This is a genomic window from Kouleothrix sp. 19917, from assembly GCF_057073505.1.
The window spans coordinates 2,775,153-2,792,204 of sequence record NZ_CP097099.1; the positions used below are offsets into that span (position 1 = coordinate 2,775,153).

At 62.5% G+C, this 17,052-nt stretch carries 13 protein-coding genes; 3 read left to right on the plus strand and 10 right to left on the minus strand.

Annotated elements, in window-relative coordinates; all coding sequences use genetic code 11:
- Positions 1 to 353 precede the first annotated feature (353 nt).
- The 6 genes from M1P90_RS11295 to M1P90_RS11320 all read right to left on the minus strand — a co-directional run bounded on the left by M1P90_RS11295 (position 354) and on the right by M1P90_RS11320 (position 8,335).
- Positions 354 to 1,424, minus strand: a complete 1,071-nt coding sequence (locus M1P90_RS11295; protein ID WP_483702737.1) for a hypothetical protein — start codon at positions 1,422 to 1,424, stop codon at positions 354 to 356.
- Entirely contained in the window at positions 1,405 to 1,863 is a 459-nt protein-coding gene (locus M1P90_RS11300) for a hypothetical protein (RefSeq protein WP_483702738.1), read from the minus strand. Before M1P90_RS11300 ends, M1P90_RS11295 begins: the two co-directional genes overlap by 20 nt.
- Before the next feature lie 495 nt (positions 1,864 to 2,358).
- Positions 2,359 to 2,823: a hypothetical protein gene (locus M1P90_RS11305; protein WP_483702739.1), complete on the minus strand. Its 465-nt coding sequence runs from the start codon at positions 2,821 to 2,823 to the stop codon at positions 2,359 to 2,361.
- A gap of 152 nt (positions 2,824 to 2,975) precedes the next feature.
- Positions 2,976 to 4,772: a choice-of-anchor Q domain-containing protein gene (locus M1P90_RS11310; RefSeq protein WP_483702740.1), complete on the minus strand. Its 1,797-nt coding sequence runs from the start codon at positions 4,770 to 4,772 to the stop codon at positions 2,976 to 2,978.
- Positions 4,773 to 5,206: 434 nt separating this feature from the next.
- Entirely contained in the window at positions 5,207 to 6,232 is a 1,026-nt protein-coding gene (locus M1P90_RS11315; protein WP_483702741.1) for an aldo/keto reductase, read from the minus strand.
- A gap of 762 nt (positions 6,233 to 6,994) precedes the next feature.
- Positions 6,995 to 8,335, minus strand: a complete 1,341-nt coding sequence (locus tag M1P90_RS11320) for a fasciclin domain-containing protein (RefSeq protein ID WP_483702742.1) — start codon at positions 8,333 to 8,335, stop codon at positions 6,995 to 6,997.
- A gap of 164 nt (positions 8,336 to 8,499) precedes the next feature.
- On the opposite strand from M1P90_RS11320, the gene M1P90_RS11325 reads away from it, so the two are divergent.
- Entirely contained in the window at positions 8,500 to 12,294 is a 3,795-nt protein-coding gene (locus tag M1P90_RS11325; protein ID WP_483702743.1) for an nSTAND1 domain-containing NTPase, read from the plus strand.
- A 10-nt stretch (positions 12,295 to 12,304) separates the two neighbouring features.
- On the opposite strand, the gene M1P90_RS11330 is transcribed toward M1P90_RS11325, so the two are convergent.
- Together M1P90_RS11330 and M1P90_RS11335 are read right to left on the minus strand one after the other, a co-directional pair.
- Positions 12,305 to 12,646 carry a DUF5615 family PIN-like protein gene (locus M1P90_RS11330; RefSeq protein ID WP_483702744.1) on the minus strand — a complete coding sequence of 114 codons (342 nt, stop codon included), beginning with the start codon at positions 12,644 to 12,646 and terminating at the stop codon, positions 12,305 to 12,307.
- Between the two features lie 3 nt (positions 12,647 to 12,649).
- Positions 12,650 to 13,006 (minus strand): DUF433 domain-containing protein, encoded by a 357-nt coding sequence (locus tag M1P90_RS11335; protein WP_483702745.1) that lies wholly within the window; start codon positions 13,004 to 13,006, stop codon positions 12,650 to 12,652.
- A 163-nt stretch (positions 13,007 to 13,169) separates the two neighbouring features.
- Here M1P90_RS11335 and M1P90_RS11340 point away from each other — a divergent pair, with 163 nt between their 5' ends.
- On the plus strand, positions 13,170 to 13,895 hold the full coding sequence (locus M1P90_RS11340) for an HAD family hydrolase (RefSeq protein ID WP_483702746.1): 726 nt from the start codon (positions 13,170 to 13,172) through the stop codon (positions 13,893 to 13,895).
- Between the two features lie 388 nt (positions 13,896 to 14,283).
- Here M1P90_RS11340 and M1P90_RS11345 read toward each other — a convergent pair whose 3' ends face one another.
- Together M1P90_RS11345 and M1P90_RS11350 are read right to left on the minus strand one after the other, a co-directional pair.
- Positions 14,284 to 14,664, minus strand: a complete 381-nt coding sequence (locus M1P90_RS11345) for a hypothetical protein (protein WP_483702747.1) — start codon at positions 14,662 to 14,664, stop codon at positions 14,284 to 14,286.
- Complete coding sequence (locus M1P90_RS11350; RefSeq protein WP_483702748.1) at positions 14,661 to 15,710, minus strand: response regulator; 1,050 nt, start codon at positions 15,708 to 15,710, stop codon at positions 14,661 to 14,663. The genes M1P90_RS11345 and M1P90_RS11350 overlap by 4 nt, the downstream gene beginning before the upstream one ends.
- Before the next feature lie 96 nt (positions 15,711 to 15,806).
- Here M1P90_RS11350 and M1P90_RS11355 point away from each other — a divergent pair, with 96 nt between their 5' ends.
- Complete coding sequence (locus M1P90_RS11355; protein ID WP_483702750.1) at positions 15,807 to 16,811, plus strand: NAD(P)H-dependent amine dehydrogenase family protein; 1,005 nt, start codon at positions 15,807 to 15,809, stop codon at positions 16,809 to 16,811.
- Positions 16,812 to 17,052 lie beyond the last annotated feature (241 nt).

Below are 17,052 nucleotides of genomic sequence, written 5' to 3' on the forward strand. Positions count from 1 at the left end.
TTCGCGCACCCCTCGTTCGAGAGGGGTGCGCGAAACATAAGGAGGTGGATTTCTTGGCGCGCTGAACATAAGAAAGTGCGCACAGTCGTGGTGCGTGTATTTGCCGGCTGACGGCAGCCCCAGCGCCGCATTCCGCCCGCGCCTGGCGACACACGCACCGGCAGATGCCCGTTTCTGGCGCATCACAGCGCTGATGTGCCCTTTCACGCACACGCGCTCTCGACCCGCTCTCGCAACTGTGCGAGCAGGTGCTCGAGCTGTCTGGGTTGTCGTCCCTGGCTGTGGCGTCTGTCTCGGCGACCTGCTGCTATCAACCTACCCACCTTCGTGTACTGTGCAGGCCGCCTCTTGAGCTATGCCGCCAGGGCTGTCCTGCTCGCGCTCGGCCGCGCCTCCTGTGCGGCTCGGATGCGCTGCAAGGCACGCAGGTTGATCAGCACGTAGCTCACGCTGTTCTGGTTCGCAATCGCCCGACCACGCCGCAGCTTCGGCTGCAGCATGCCCAGCGCCTCTGCTTGCGAATTGACCCGCTCGACCATCGTGCGCTTGGCGTAGAGTTGCTTGTACCCCTCACTCTCGCGGTCGAGCGTGTGGCGCAGGCGTGAGCCGGCATCGGCTGCCAACGTCGTCGTGCAGCCGCCCTTCGCGAAATGCGCGTCATCAATCGGGCAGGGCTGGCCGTTCGGCTGTGGTGTCAGCAGCGCGCAGCCGCACTTCTCACGCCGGTGTGGAATCAGGCCGCTCGTACGGTCGAGATAGGTAAACAGCTGTGGCATGGGCAGGCCAGCCGCGCACAGCGGCCGACCGTCGGCGTCGAACAGGCGCTTGCCGCCTTTCTTGCCGGGGTTGAACGGCACCGCCGCAAAGCCGCCAGCCTGGTGAAAGTAGTCGTAGACGTAGTGCGCGTCGAAGGCACAATCCCAGGCGCCAAAGCGCGGCTTGCGACCGAGGCGGCGCTCGACCTGCTGCATCAGCGGGAAGAAGTAGGACGGGTCGCTCTCGTTGAATGGGCGAGTGCGCTCGGCCAGCACGACTTCGCTGCCATCAGGCATTCTGGTGACCACGATGCCACTTGCGTAGCCCCAGAAGATCTCGACGCCAAGCTGCACGTCGCGAGCGGGTTTGGCATCGCTGGCGGGAGCGGGTGGATTGTCGCCATCGGCGTCGTGGGGAGCGCTGTTGCGGGCCTTCTTGATGCCGAGCTTGCAGTCGGGGTCGGCCTTGGGCTGCTTGGTCTTGTCCAGACGTCCTTCCTTGATATATTGCTTGGGGTTGTTTTCCTTGACCCAGGCGAGCAGGGCTTGGGTATCGCCAGCGACAGTGTCGCCAAAGCTGGCGTGCTCGTCGGGCGGGAGCGTGGCGCGGAGCAACTCGACCGATGCAGACAGCAGCCACTGCAGGGCCTCATTGGGCAGGGTGCGCAAGACCCCGACTGAGCTGACGGCGGTCGGGGACGGTTTGGGTGACGGCAAAGCCGTGGAGGCTGGAGGGGTCGGGCACGCGCTCGAAGCCGAGCCAGTACACCAGCGCAGGATGCTCGAGGAGGAACGAGCGCAGTTCAGACATAAAGCGCTTGCCTTCGTGGAGTTTGACCAGGTAGGCGGCGACGAAGGGCGCGCGCGGGTCGGGGGAGGGACCGGGCCAATTTCGGTCGGAGGAACGCTCGGGGAAGCACTCCCAAGGCAGGTCGCCGATGAGCGCGCGATACTTTTGGACGATGGGGTCGGTCGCGACCCAGGCGGGCAGCGGGGCGGAGGGCTGTTTGAGCGGGCAGGCAGGCTCGGGGTGGACAGGCGGACAGGGCGGCTGGCGCCAGAGGGTAGCGCCGAGGCGCTTGAACGAGGCGAGAAAGTCGAGTAGCATGGCAGTGTCTCTCACAGGTGGTGGGTGGGTTGTTAGCGCTTCCATGCTACCACTGGTGGGCGGCACAGCGACGCCGGATGAAGATCCGGCGTCGCTGGGAGACACGAGCGCGACACCAAATGGGAACTGGCGTCGGCGAGTGATGCCGATCTTATGTTTAGCGCACCCCTCGTTCGACGGATTGAAACCTGCTGCTATTTCTGACTTTCTGCCTCGTATCTTTTGTTCAAACACACACAAATCCGTTCGACGGATTGAAACCAGTTTGTTCAGAAGCTTGGCCGATACGGCGAGCAAGGTTCAAACGCACACAAATCCGTTCGACGGATTACAGCAAAACACAAGCTGCAAGGCGCTATCGGACGCAGACACACGCCGACAAACGCCGACAGCCCGCCATCCACTCTTCCGCTCCGCGTCCATCCGCGTCCATCCGCGTCCAATACAAACTCGCCACCCGCAATCTTCAAGGCCCTAAACCCTAGACCCCTAGCCCTACTCCTCGCGCGTATAGGTCAGGTCGAGATCTTTCTCCCATGTAGTGCCGTCTTTGCAAAGCTCGCCCTTGCCGATAAGCGTATTGCCATCGTCGGCTATCGTTGCCTGGTAGCGCTGGGAGAAATTTGGCGCATCTCGCCACCATTTCCAAACGCCGTCGTGCAGACTCGCGTTGTGCTTACGCGAAACGCCGCGTGTATCAAAGGTGAGCATGAAATATTCACCTTTGGCATCGTCGCTACCAAGAATGGCACGCGTTGCGGGAAAGCGCGGGTCATCGAGATGTGAGCGCATGAGGATATATGCCCCACCTTCCAGCCACTCGAAAGAAGCTCGGCCTTGCAGAATAGTATCTGGCATCAGGCCGTGCGTTCCAGTCGTCTTCCAGCTCCCAATCAAGAAAGCGAAGGGCTCAAGCGCTGGATTTGGTATCGATGCCGCTGGAAAATCATGATTAGTCATAGCGCCTCCAATCGTCGTTTGGTTTCTGGCAGCGTATCGCACGAAAGGGGCAAATACTGTACCACTATTTCAGCTTGCGATGTGGCACGAGTATGACAATTGGTGCGACTTCTGAAACCTGGCTTCCCACTTCTGAATCCTGACTCCTGGCATCAGCGCGCAGCAAAGGGCACAAACTCCCGGCGCGGGCCGTCGTACTCATAGGCGCCAATGTCGCATGCCACGCCGTGCGGGCGCATCATTCCGCGCTGGTCGATCATCAGCATCATGCCCTCGGCATCGGCACATCCGTGCGGGTCGCCAGCATCGATTGCCGGGCTGCCATCGCGCAGCGGGAACAGCGCGGCATCCATATCGCCAGAAGGCATAGCGCCGTGCATCACATGCATCATATCGCTCGGCATCTGCGCGCCGGCCAGCGCGCCAAGGCGTGGGTCGAGCGCGCCGCGCCCTGTTGCGCTATCGCCAAGGCGGTCGCCGGCCGCGCCAAGGCCTGCGCACGCGCCGCCAGCCGTGTCGCCCACCAGATTATGCCCTTCCGAGAGCAGCGTGCCAGCGCAATCGGCGCGCATACTGGCCGCCATTGCGTCGGGCGTGGCGTCCATGTTGCCCGCCAGCAGTGTGTTGCGCAGCGTGGCGCTATTGCCCGGGAAATTAAACAGCCCGCCGCCATCGCCACCGCCCATCATGTCGCTGTCGGCCATATTCCCGCTGATGGTGACGTTATACAGGCGCAACTTCGCTGGCAGGCCGGGCTCGCCACGGTTATACACGCCGCCGCCGTCAGTGAACGCCATGTTGCCGCCAACCGTGCTGTTGGTGGCCGTTAGCACGCCGCTGTTGGCAATGCCACCGCCGTAGGTTAAGTAGCCAAACGGGTAGGGGTGGCTTTCGGCGGTGTTGCTAATCACCGCGCTGCTCATCATGTCGAGCGTGCCGCTGTTCGAAATGCCGCCACCGCGCCGACCCGACATATTTCCCAGCACGCGCACATCGGCCAGGGTGGCGTGGCCCGCACTATTGAACAGCCCGCCGCCGTCGCCTTCGTGCGCCTGGTTGCTGCGCAGCATGCTATCGTGCAGCTCGAGCATTGCGCGATTCAGGATGCCGCCGCCGCCATCTTCGGTCGCAACATTCTCGGCAACCTCGGAAGCCATCAGCATCAGCGTGCCTGCGGCATTGCTGATGCCGGCAGCCTCAATCGCCACATTGTCGCTCACCATCACGCCCACCAGCAATGCTTCTTCGCCCGTGTTATACAGCCCGCCGCCCGCAAGAAATGCCGTGTTATGGCGCAGCTCGCCGCCGTGGAACGCAAGCATACCCTGGTTCGCCAGCCCGCCGCCCACATTGTCGGCGCTATTGTCGGTCATCATCGTCGTGCCGAGCGTTAGCGTGCCCTGGTTGAGAACGCCGCCGCCATCGCCAAGCGCCCGGTTCAGCATCACGGTGTCGTCGTCGAGCGTCAGGCCGCCCGCGCGGTTCAGAATGCCGCCGCCGTCGAGCCCGCTATAGCCATGCTGCACGGTTATGTGCGCCAGCCGCACGCCAGCAGCATGGACATCGAACACGCGGTCGAGCGCGCCGCCGTCAATAATCGTTGTCACCGACAGCGCGCCAGTTATCGTCAGCGGCTGAAGGATGTCGAGGTCGCCGCTCAGGCCGGCATCTTCGTCTGCGCCGCCGATGTGCAGCCCATAAAAGCCCGACGGCAGCACAATCGTGTCGGTGCCGCCGCCGGCCGGGCATGCATCGACCGGCGCGTCGGTATTGGCCGCGCGAATCGCCTCGCGCAGCGTGCAATTGCCATTGGTGGCAAGGTCGTCGGCGGTGGATGTGACGGTGATTGGCGCAGCGGCGCGGGCGAAAGGGGCCGGCGCGCATGTGAAGGCAAGCAGCAGCGCAAGCATGCCAAGGAGATGGATGAAATGATGTGGTGGTTGTCGCATTGGCGTGTGCTCGTGATCGATAACGTTTGCCTGGAAACCGAGCCACGCCGCCTGTAGGCACGCGAATCGCGCCGAAATGACAAAATCCTTAGCGTGAAACCTGTTTGCCGTATGAATCGACGAATACGCTGCGAAATACCACAGATTGTATTATTGCATAAATGCAGAAAGCTATGTACGCGCAACGAAGAAATGCCACGGCATGGCCGCGTATAAATGTTGCGCCGTATTCCGTGCCATTCGCGTAGCGCAAGATGCAGAACTGTTGGGCCACAAAGCACACCGAAGACTTCGAGTTTTGACGATCCTTCCCAGTGCTTTGGAAAATACATTTTCCTGTGCTCAGCTTCCAGGAAACTCAGGCCAGTTTTCCTTCAATCTGGCGGCCAGATGAGCTTCCTGGAAGCTTGCCTGCTGTAGATCTGTGGCGCTATTTACAGCGTCGGGAACGGGTTGCGCTCTTTGAAGTTCATCTGGTGCCAGTAGGGGTAGGTCGGCGTGGTGGCACTGGCGGCGTCGAGCCGGGCAATCTGCTCGGCGCTTAGGTTCCAGCCAATCGCGCCCAGGTTTTCGCGGAATTGCGCTTCGTTACGCGCGCCAAAAATCAGCGATGCCACGGTTGGCCGTGCGAGCAGCCAGTTCAGTGCGATCTGCGAGTGGGTTTTGCCAGTTTCCTGCGCGATCTCGTCCATCACATCAACCGTGCGAAGCAAGATTTCCTGATCGCCCGACTGGTCTATTTCCAATGACGCTCTGGTGCGGCTGTTGTCGGGCGCAGACTGGCCGCGCCGCGTTTTGCCCGTCAGTCGCCCCTGCGCCAGCGGGCTCCACACCACCGTGCCCACGCGCTGGTCGATTGCCAGCGGCATCAGCTCCCATTCATATTCGCGCCCGGCCAGCGAGTAGTAGACCTGGTGGGCAACATGGCGGGGCAGGCCGTATTTCTCAGAAATCGCCAGCGACTTCATCAGGTGCCAGCCCGAAAAGTTCGAGCAGCCGATGTAGCGCACCTTGCCGCTCCGTACAAGATCTTCCAGCGCGCGCAGCGTTTCTTCGATTGGCGTCATTGCATCGAAGCCGTGGAGGTAGTAGATATCGACGTAGTCGGTTTGCAGGCGGCGCAGGCTGCCTTCGCAGGCGCGCAGCAGATGGTGGCGCGAGGAGCCAAGCCCATTCGGGCCGGCTTCGCTGCGAAAGGTTGCTTTGGTCGCCAGCACCACGCGGTCGCGCCGGCCCCTGATTGCCTCGCCCAGCACTTCCTCCGAGCGCCCGCCCGAATACACATCGGCGGTATCGAACAGGTTTGCGCCCGCTTCGACGGCAATATCAACCAGGCGCGTTGCCTCGGCTACCTGCGTATTTCCCCAAGCGCGCTCGCCCGTGCCGCCCGCAAAGGTTGCCGTGCCAAACGAGAGCACGGGCACCTGCAAACCCGAGCCGCCAAGTTGCCGGTATTCCACAATCACACCTCCCTGTTGGTTCGTCGTTCGAGCCGCCGCTATTGTACGGCATAAATTGCCCTGAAAAGGGAAATATTGGAGGTCGGCAATACAGATGGCGACGCAGGGGTTAGGGAATAGGGTCTAGGGTTTCGTGATGACAATGCACTAAGTTCCTCAGCGGGCTCGCATGCTTACTCGCAGAGGCTGAATGCTTGCTCGCGGGGGTTGAATGCTTGCTCGCAGGGGTGGCATGCTTGCTCGCGGGGGTTGAATGCTTGCTCGCAGGGGTCGAATGGTCGTTCGCAAAGGTTGAATGCTTGCTCGCGGAGGTTGCATGCTTGCTCGCAGGGGTCGAATGGTCGTTCGCAGGGGTTGAACGCTTGCTTGCAGGGGTTGAATAGTCGCTCGCGGGAGTTGAACGCTTGCTTGCAGGGGTTGCATGCTTGCTCGCAGGGGTTGAATAGTCGCTCGCGGGAGTTGCAGGGTTGTTCATCGTAGGCACAGCGCGCTGTGCCGGTTCGTATGCTTGCTCGCAGGAGTTGAACGGTCGCTCGCGGAGGTTGAACGCTTGCTCGCAGGAGTTGCACGCCTGCTCGCGAGGGTTGCGGGGTTCCTCGCCGGGGTTGAATGGTCGTTCGCAGGGGTTCGAATGCTTGCTCGCAGAGGTTGAATGGTCGGTCGTCGGGGTTCCTCCGTCGTGAAAACAGGCGAAGAACTCTTTTCTTCGCCTGCCTTCGCAGATAGAACAAGTTTTTCGGATGAGGCGAGTCTACAGCGCCGCTACTTCACATCCAGCAGCAGCTTCTGAACTGTCATCATCCGAGTTCCGTTAGCGACAAAGGCTCCACTGGTTTCGCTAATCAGCTTGCCGTTGATCGACAATCCATCACTATTCCCAGTCACCTTGAGCGCTTGCCCTTGCACATTTGTGACGGTGCGATTGAAGCCCTGCCCGACAGGGCCCATGGTGCCGTAGGGAAAATAGCCTTCGATCAGGTGCGCGTGGATGAGGTCGGCGAGTGCTTTGGGATCGGCCAGCAGCGCATCGAGTTTGTCTTTCGCCAGCGCTGCAAATGCCGCATCGGTTGGAACGAAGATTAAGTACGGGCCACCCTGCGCGATTGTATCAGTCAGCCCGGCGGCCTTGAGCGCGCTGAGGAATGTGTTGAACGTCTGGATTTTGCCAGGGTATTTCGCGCCGATTTCGTTCTGTTGCTGAAGGTAATCAAGTAGGCTCAACTCGCTTGTTGCAGGGCTGCCGTTGGAATTGTGCGCAGGGTAGATACCGCCAATACAATCGAATGTATCAGTTCCCGGTATCAGGAAACCTGATCCCCAGCCATCGGTAACTGGCTTGTCTGCTCCGTTGATGATGATTTTGCCGTCCTTGAACGGTCCAGCCGGGATGGCAGAAGCGGCGACCCCGCCGTAAGGCACGTCCTTTTCACCAGCCTCATCCTGAAGCCAGCTGATCGCGCTCGACCCTTTGATGTTATTGATCAGAATGTGACCCCATGTGTTCGGCGCGAGGCCAGCTTTCTGATACGCATCAGTTTCGTCGACCACCAGTGGCGTATGGGTATGCTCATCACGCTGGCCCAGCATAACCAGCGTATAGCGATGGCCAGCCACGATCGGTACATCGAGCGGCCCGAGCACTGCTTTGTCGATGCCCTCGCCAGTCGGCACAATCGCGACGCTATACGTGCCAGGTGCGAGATACTGATAGCCGCCGACATTCAGTTCGCCCAGGTTCGCCTGTGTGACCCCACCATTCACAGTCAACTTACCGTCGATCAGCATGTCGACGCTCGGCCCGCCAGCCACACAGTTGCTGATCCGCAATCGGCCTTGCGTTTTGTCGTCGGGCTTGGCGGGGTTTGTATCGGCAAGTGGGGCGTCTGTCGGCACTAGCGCTGCAGCCGCTGTCGGCGCAGGCACAGTCGTTGCTGCTGGCGCGACGGTAGGCGCTGCCGTTGCGATGGGCGCGGTTGTCGGGGCTGGCGCATTTGCCGGGGCAGATGTGGCGGTCGGCGATGTGGCTGCGGGCGCTCCGCCACATGCGGACAGCGCGAACGCCACGGTGGCGAGCAAAGCGAATAAGAGTGATCTGCGCGGCATGAGACGGCTCCTTGTGCTAATAAAGAATCTTGTGTTGCGGCGTTGTGAGATGCTCCAATCTAATCATGAAAGCGGCTGATCTGTGCTACTATGAGTTGCTATAAAACTTGCTACAAAACTTGCCAATGTTCGGGAAGCCTGCCAATCGTACCGGATGAGACCGCATGGTGGAGCGTGAGTCATTCCAGGACGAACTAAAGCGCCGCCGCAAGGCGCTCGACCTGACTCAGGCCGAATTGGCACGCGAGGTCGGCTGTTCGATCTACACGCTGCAGCACATCGAGGTGGGCTCGGCCCGCCCGTCGCGCCAGCTTGCCCAGCTTCTGGCGGCGCGGCTCGCTGTTCCAGCCGAAGAACACGCCGCTTTTGTGCAGCGAGCGAGGGCTGTGGGCCGAACGAATGCCCTGGGGCAAACCCAGGCGAACCTTTCAGCCGAGCTTACAAATCCCTACAAAGGCCTCCAAGCCTTTCAAGAGGCCGACGCGCCCGATTTCTTTGGCCGCGAGACGCTGACGCAGCGTCTCGGCGAACGGCTGCGCGAAGACGCCGAGCTGGCGCGTTTCCTGGCGGTGGTTGGGCCATCGGGCGCGGGCAAGTCGTCGGTCGTGCGCGCCGGCTTGCTGCCGGCCCTGCGCCAGGGAACGCATGCGCCGCTCGTGGCCGACCTCGTTCCAGGCACACATCCCTTTGAAGAGCTGGAAGCCGCACTACTACGCGCTGCTCCAAACCCGCCGCCGAGCCTGCTGGAGCAGCTTCAGTCCGACGAGCGCGGGCTGGTGCGTGTTGCCAAACGCCTTTTGCCAGCCGATTGCGAGCTGGTGCTGCTGATCGACCAGTTCGAAGAGCTATTCACGCTCACAGCTGACGAAGCGGTGCGCGCTGCATTTATTGCCAGCTTGTACAGCGCAGTGGCCGACGCGCGCTCGCAGCTGCGGGTGATCATCACGCTGCGGGCCGATTTCTACGACCGCCCATTCTTATACCTGCCCGCCAGCGAATTGTTCAGCCGGCGCACCGAGGCAATTGGCGCGCTCGCACCCGACGAACTGCACCAGGCGATCGTTGCGCCCGCCGAGCGGCATGGCCTGGAACTGGAAGCTGGGCTAGCGGCAGCGATCGTGCATGATGTCGCCGATCAGCCCGGCGCACTCCCGCTCATGCAGTACGCGCTCAGCGAGCTGTACGAGCGGCGCGACGGCCGGCGCATGACGCTGGCGGCCTACCAGGCGAGCGGTGGCGTGCGCGGCGCACTGGCGCGCCGCGCGGAGCATGTGTACACCGGGCTGAACGTGGCCGAGCAAATCGAAGCGCGCAATCTGTTCCTGCGGCTCGTCACGCCCGGCGAGAGTGCCGCCGACACGCGGCGGCGGGTAAGCCTCTCAGAACTGCTTTCCGCGACACATGACCAGACGGTGTTGCAAGCGGTGCTCGACCGTTATGTTCGCTATCGCATGCTGACCTTCGATCGTGAACCGCGTACGGGTGAGACGACCGTGGAGGTGGCACACGAAGCGCTGATTCACTCCTGGGGTCGCTTCGACGGATGGCTGGCCGAAGGGCGCGAGCAACTCCTCCTGCACCGACGGCTGCTCGCTTCGGCAGGCGAATGGCAGCGCTCGGGTCAGGAAACCAGCTTTCTTGCGAATGGAACGCGGCTGGCACAGTTTGCAGTGCTGGCCAACCAGGATGATCCGGACAGCACCGTAGCGCTGACGGCAGAAGAACAAGCCTATATTGCGGCCAGCCTCGCCGAGCAGCAACGCGCCGAAACGACCGAACGCGATCAGCAGGCCCGCGAGCTATCGTTGCAACGGCAATCCGCCCGTCGATTGCGCACGCTGGCGATTGGCCTGGTGGTGTTCCTGCTGGTTGCCTCAGGATTGGCGATGTGGGCGTTCAACCGCAGCCAGGTCGCGCAGACGAATTTCGCCCACGCCGACGCGCTGCGTCTGGCGGCCGATTCCAACAGCTTGCTGCTTGCCCAGGGTGACAACAGCCTAATCGCCTTGCTGGCCCTGCGCTCGTTGCAGATTGAGTACACGCCAGCTGGCGATGCCGCACTCACCGGCGCCTCCGCGCTCGATTTTGCCCCACAGATTTTCCAGGGTGACACGAAAGATCTCGTCGATGTCAAGTTTTCGCACGATGGCAAGTACCTGGCGACCTCCGCGATGAGTCTGCACGAGGTCCTGCTCTGGGATGTCGCTACCGGCAAGCTGCTCAAAACCTTGGGTGGTTATCCGGATCTTGTCACCAAGCTGGCCTTTTCTCCCGATGATAGCGAACTACTGACCGGCAGCTTCGATGGAACTCCACGGCTGTGGAATGTGCACACCGGGCAGCTGATCCGCAGCCTTTCCGGCCACAGCGGCTGGGTGGTTGGTGTCGCGTTCGCGCCGAGTGGCCGCTTTATCGCGACCGGCGGCAGCGACGGCAGCGCCAGGATCTGGGATCGCGCGAGCGGCGCAGAGTTGCAACGCCTCGCGGTCGCCGAAGGCGAGCAGAAGGTAGTGTTCTCGCCCGACAGCAGTACGCTGCTCACGGGTGGTGGCGATAACGTGCTGCATCTGTGGGATGTCGCCACTGGCCGGCAGATTCGCGCGTTCTCTGGCCCTAGCGGCACGATCCGGGCGATCGCGTTTTCGCCGGACGGAAGGTATGTGGCGGGTGGCAGCGACGACAAAACCATCGGGATCTGGGATGCCGCCAGCGGACAGGAATTGCACATCCTCAGCGGGCACAAGTTTGGCATCACGAGCCTGGCATTTTCACCCGACAGCCGCTATCTCATCTCGGGGAGCGGCGACTTCCTAGCCAAACTGTGGGATGTCGCCACTGGCCAGCTTGTGCATACCTTCAGCGGTCATACCAATGAGGTCGACGATCTAGCCTTTGCGCCCGACGGTCGCTCGATTGTAACATCCAGCGACGATGGCAGCGCCAGAATCTGGTCGCTCCAGCACGCTGGTGGGCCGGTGCCGTATCTCGGTCATACTGGAGCGGTCCATGAAGTCGCATTCTCACCCGATGGAAAAATCGTGCTGACCGCCAGCGACGACGATTCCGCCAAAATGTGGGATGCAGCGAGTGGCGAAGAGCGCAACCGCTTGATCGGCCACACCGACGACGTATGGAGCGCGGTGTTCGCACCCGACGGCCGAACCATCCTTACTGCGAGCGCCGACACAACTGCCCGCCTGTGGGACGCAAGCACCAGCCAGGAGCTGCGGCGCTTCACAGGGCATACCGCAGTCGTGAGACGAGCCGCGTTTGTGCCCGGTGGGAGGCGCATCGTAACCGCCAGCGAGGATGGCACGGCGCGTGTGTGGGATGTGGCGAGCGGCAAAGAATTGGCGCGCTTCAGCGGCCACAGCGGCCCAGTCCTCAGCGCTGTCTTTGCTCCCGACGGCAACACAGTGGTGACAGCCGGCGAGGATGGCACGGCACGGATCTGGGATGCTGCCACGGGCGAGGAATTGCGCGTGCTGCGCGGTCACGCCGCTGCCGTGACCGACGTGGCAATTTCGCCCGACGGCAAGCTGGTGGCCACATCCAGCAGCGATGGCACAGCCAGGCTGTGGGATGGCGCGACAGGGAAAGAAGTGCGGCAGTTTCTTGGTCACACCGGCGCGGTATTTGCCGTCACGTTTTCGTCCGATGGCGGCGAGTTGCTGACCGGCGCAAACGACCAGACTGCGCGGGTGTGGAATGTTCAGACCGGAGCCGAAGTACGGCGCTTGACCACCCAGGCGGTCGAAGTCAGCGACGCGGCTTTCTCACCTGACGGCACGCACATTCTCACATCAGGCGGGGATGGAAGCGTGCGGCTCTGGCCGACCGACTACCACGATACCATCCGCTACCTCTGCGGCGCGCTCACGCGCGACCTGACGGCGGATGAGCGCACGCAGTACGGCATCGCCGACGATGGGCCGACGTGTGGCATGTATATAAAATGAGGAAGGGGTATTACCGAGCCGGCCGGTTTACGCGAATGAGAGCACCGGCCAGAGTGGGTGCGGCAGCAATAGCATCGTGGATGCGCTGCGCTTGGTCAGCGGTATCGGCATCCTCGGTGCAGACAATGATGCCGGCATGTGTTGGCTGCTGGCGATGCAGGCGAATGAAATCACGAGGATTAAGCGTGATCAGAACACGCGCTTGCGCAGTCGCGTGCGCAAGCACGTCTTCATCCGAAATACGCTGATTATCGAACCCAGCCTCGCGTACCGTCAACACATCGTGGCCAAGCTGGCGCAGTGCTTCGACGGCTTGAAGCGGGAAGTTTTCATTGGCATACAGCCGTGTCACAGCTCAGGCTGCTTCCTGCTCACGCAGCGCAGCTTCGATCTCCTGGCGATTCGCGTCCACATACAGCCAGGCATAGAGCAAATCGGCCTCGCGGATCGTTGGAAAGTTCGTGAGTATGCGCTCGTCATTCCAGCCAAGGCGGCGGTAGGATTCAAGTGTCCAGATCGGAATGCGTGTGCGAACAATACACGCGTCGCCACCGTGGATGCCAGGCGTTTTCTCTACCCCTGGCCATGAATGAACGAGATCAAGGGCCAGGTGCTGAAAAACGCGCGCCTTTTCGGTGCGATCAAGTTGCGCGAGTTGAGCATCAATGGTTGTAGGAGTCATTATGCGACTTCCTCTCAGCGACAGGTTCACATATACTGAAAGTGTAGCACACTTGCGCGTTATGTGTGCGGCAATGATTATGTAGCAATCCCAAATGATCTGTAGACAAGAAATGGGCGGCTATCTCGGCTGGTTCTTGGCTCGCGATTCTGGTAGCTTTGTTATATGTACAATCAGAAAGTAGATTCACTCCATGCCACAGTTTCACATCCCACCCACCATCCAGGCAATCATCTTCGACAAAGACGGCACACTGATCGACTTCGAGGCCATGTGGGGCGATTGGATCGTCACGCTGGCGCGGCAGCTTGAGGCGGCAGCATACATCCCGGTCGCGCCGCAGCTGTTTCAGGCGGTTGGCTTCGACCCGGCGACGGGCGCGATTGCGCCGGGCGGGCCGCTGGCCGTTTCAACCATGGACGGCATTCGCGACCTGGCACACCATGTCCTGCGCGAAGCTGGGCTTTCGGCTGCTTCGGCGCAGGCAGCTGTGAAGGCTGGCTGGTACATCCCCGACCCGGTGGTGCTGGCACAGCCGCTGGCCGATCTTCCCGCGCTGTTTGGCGCGCTGCGGGCGCGCGGTTTGCGCATCGCCATCGCCACCACCGACGACCGCGCGCCCACCGAGGCAACATTGGCAGCGCTTGGTGTCGCGCACCTCGTCGATGGCGTGGCCTGTGGCGACGACGGCCACCCGATCAAGCCCGCGCCCGACGCGATTGTGAAGCTGTGTGCGCAGTTCGGCATCGCGCCCGCGCAGGCCGCGATGATCGGCGACACCGGGGCGGACATGCGCATGGCGCGGGCGGCGGGCGCGGGGCTGGCGATTGGTGTGCTGTCGGGCGTTGGCTCGGCTGAGGTGCTTGGGCCGCTGGCCGATGTGCTGCTGCCGTCGGTGGGGGAGCTATTGAGTCAGTAGCGTGAAGTTGGAAAACCGCAGAGGACGCAAAGAGCGCAAAAAACTATCACAGTTTGCAGGAGGCAGGAGGCAGGAGGCAGGAGGCAGGAGGCAGGAGGCAGGAGGCAGGAGGCAGGAGGCAGGAGGCAGGAGGCAGGAGGCAGTAATCTGAAACCTGCAACCATATGGGGGTTTAGGGTCTGGGGTTTTGGGATTGAACCTGCAAGCTGCAACTTTCAACGTTCAAACCTGCAACCTGCAACTTTCAGCGTTCAAACCTGCAACCTGCAAGCTGCAACTTTCAACGTTCAAACCTGCAACCTGCAAACCTAAAACCTTCGCGGCCTTTGCGCTCTTTGCGGTTAAAATTATTATCTGCTGGTTCTTCGCGCCCTTTGCGGTTAAAAGTTTACTTGCTGCCCGGCGCAGGCGTCGCGCCCTGGCGGTGGCAGAAGCCGCAGCTTGGGAAAGCGACATGCGGCATGGGCGGGGCGTTGTTGCTGCGCTCCGTGTGGCAGGTCACGCAGCGGCTTGGCGGCACAGAAATATCGTGCCCGGGCAGTGTTTCGACATCGCGCGCGAACACGGCCGCCACGCCAAAGCCCCACGCCACCAGAATGATCAGCGCCAGCGTAATATTCATCGTCCGCATGAACGGCCCGCGCATGGTGGCGCGGTAGCGCTTGCGCGCAGCTTCTTTGTCGAAGGCGGGCAGGGCAAGCGGCTCATCGTGCTCGCTCGGCGCGTCGTTGCTGGCGGGCGCTTCGTTAGGGTTTTGCTCGTCGCTCATGGCTGTGGCGTGGCAGGCGGGTTGGCGGCGGGCGCAGCGGGCAAACCAATGCGCTCCATCACGGCGCGCACGCCAGCGGCATCGTAGGCCCAGATCGAGCCGCAGCCGATTGTGACGGCCAGCAGCGCCGCCACCACGCCAATCACCCAGGCGGGCATGCGCCGGGGCGCGGGCGCGCCACCCAGGCCCTCGACGGGCGCGGACGGCGCGATGTAGTGCAGGCGGTTGTATTCTTCCAGCGCGCTTGGCACGTCCACGCCCACGAAGGTGGCATAGCTGCGCAGCAGCTCTTCGGCCATCGCACCGCGCGGCAGCAGCGAGAACTTTTCTTCTTCCATGGCCTGAATGTAGTGCATTGGCACCGACGGGCGCGTTTCGAGCTCGGCCTGCACAAGGGTGAGGCGTTTGCGCATGCGCGCGGCGTGCAGGCGCTGGCCCAGCGGCAACTGCGCAATGTCGCCAATGTCGGCGGCGGCTTCGGGGCGGGCGTCGCGCAGCAGGCGGCCTTCTTCGCCATAGGACATAAACACCGCTTCGCCGTCGTCGTCGCCGGGGGCGCGCAAATCGCGCCGGCGCGACGACGCAGGGGACAAAGGCGGTGGCGGCGCAGAAGTGGCTGCAGCACGTGGCGTGGGTGTTTCGCTTGCGGGCGCGGCGGCCAGTTCATTTGCAGCGACCAGCTGCGCGCTCCGCTCGCGCTCGCGCATGCGGGTGCGCATACGCGCCAGCAGCTCGGCGGTGCCAAAGGGCTTGGCCAGGTAGTCGGTCGCGCCCGAGTCGAGCCCGCGCACAATATCTTCTTCGAGCCCTTGCCCGCTGATCACAATCACCGGCGTGCTGGCGGCGGCCGCGCCCAGCAGCACCCAGCCATCGCCCCGGCCCATGTCGGGGTCGAGCAAAATCAAGTCGAACGACTGCTCGCGCAGCAGCAGCTCGGCATACTGCACCTGGTTTGCGCGCAGCACTGTATAGCCCTGGTCGCCCAGCAGTGTCGCCAGGCGCTCCATCAAGGTCACATCATCATCGGCCAGGAGAATTGTCGGCATACACCCATTCCTTCAAATCTGCGCGGTGAGCTTTGACACCGGGCAGGCGGCGCGCTATTATAGCACGGCCTTTCCGCAGCTACAAAGGAGCGCATTATGACGACCCGCGTGGTATGTTACGGGCTTGGCCCGATTGGGATGGGCATTGCGCGGCTGGCAGCCGGCCGCAGCGGCATCGCCATTGTTGGCGCGATCGACGTGGACCCGCAGAAAGTTGGCAAGCCGCTGGGCGTGCTGCTGGGATCTTCGGCCCCGGCGCTGCGCGACGATGTGCTGGTGAGCGACGACGCGGCGGCAACCCTGGCCGAAACAAAGCCCGATGTCGTGCTGCATGCCACCTCTTCATCGCTGGCAAACGTGCGCGATCAGCTTGCGCAGATCGCCGAAGCCGGCGCGCATGTCGTTTCAACCTGCGAGGAGCTTTCCTTCCCGTGGACATCGCAGCCGCAGCTGGCGGCCGAGCTGGATGCGATTGCGCGGCGCACCGGCGTGGCGCTGCTCGGCACGGGCATCAACCCCGGCTATGCGATGGATGCGCTGCCGCTGATGCTCACCGCGCCGTGCGCGGCGGTGCGGGCGGTGCGCGTGCTGCGCGTGGTGGATGCCGGACGGCGGCGCGGCCCGCTGCAGCGCAAAGTTGGCGCGGGCCTCACGCCCGAGCAGTTTGCCGAGCGCGTGGAAGCGGGCGTGGTGCGCCACGTCGGCCTGCCCGAGTCGCTGCACATGCTGGCCACCGGCCTGGGCTGGCAGCTCGACCGCAGCGAAGACTCGATTGGCGCGGTGCTGGCCGAGCAGGCGATCACCACCGAGTATGTCACGGTTGCGGCCGGGCAGGTGGCGGGCGTGCGGCAGGTGGCGCGTGGTTTCGTGGGCAATCGCGAGGTGATCAACCTGGAACTGCGCATGTACCTCGGCGCGACTGACCCGCAGGACACAGTTGAGATCGACGGCGAGCCGCCGGTGCGCATGACGGTTGCGGGCGGCCTCCATGGCGACATCGCCACTGCCGCGATTGCGATCAACGCCATTCCCAGTGTGCTGCGCGCCGCGCCCGGCCTCGCCAGCATGCGCGACGTGCCGCTGGTGCACTTTTTCGGTTAGAAAGTTTGAAAGTTAGCAGGTTAGAAGGTTTGCAGGCGGGGCGTATGCAATACGTCCCGCCTGCTTTCATACATGCAACCGCCTGAAGGGCCGGGGTCAGGGTTTAGGGATTGAGCCTGCACCCTTCGATACGGCCTTTGGCCTACTCAGGATGCAACCTGCAACTTGCCAACCTGCAACCTGCAACCTGCGAACCTGCAACCTGCGAACCTGCAACCTGCGAACCTGCGAACCTGCGAAC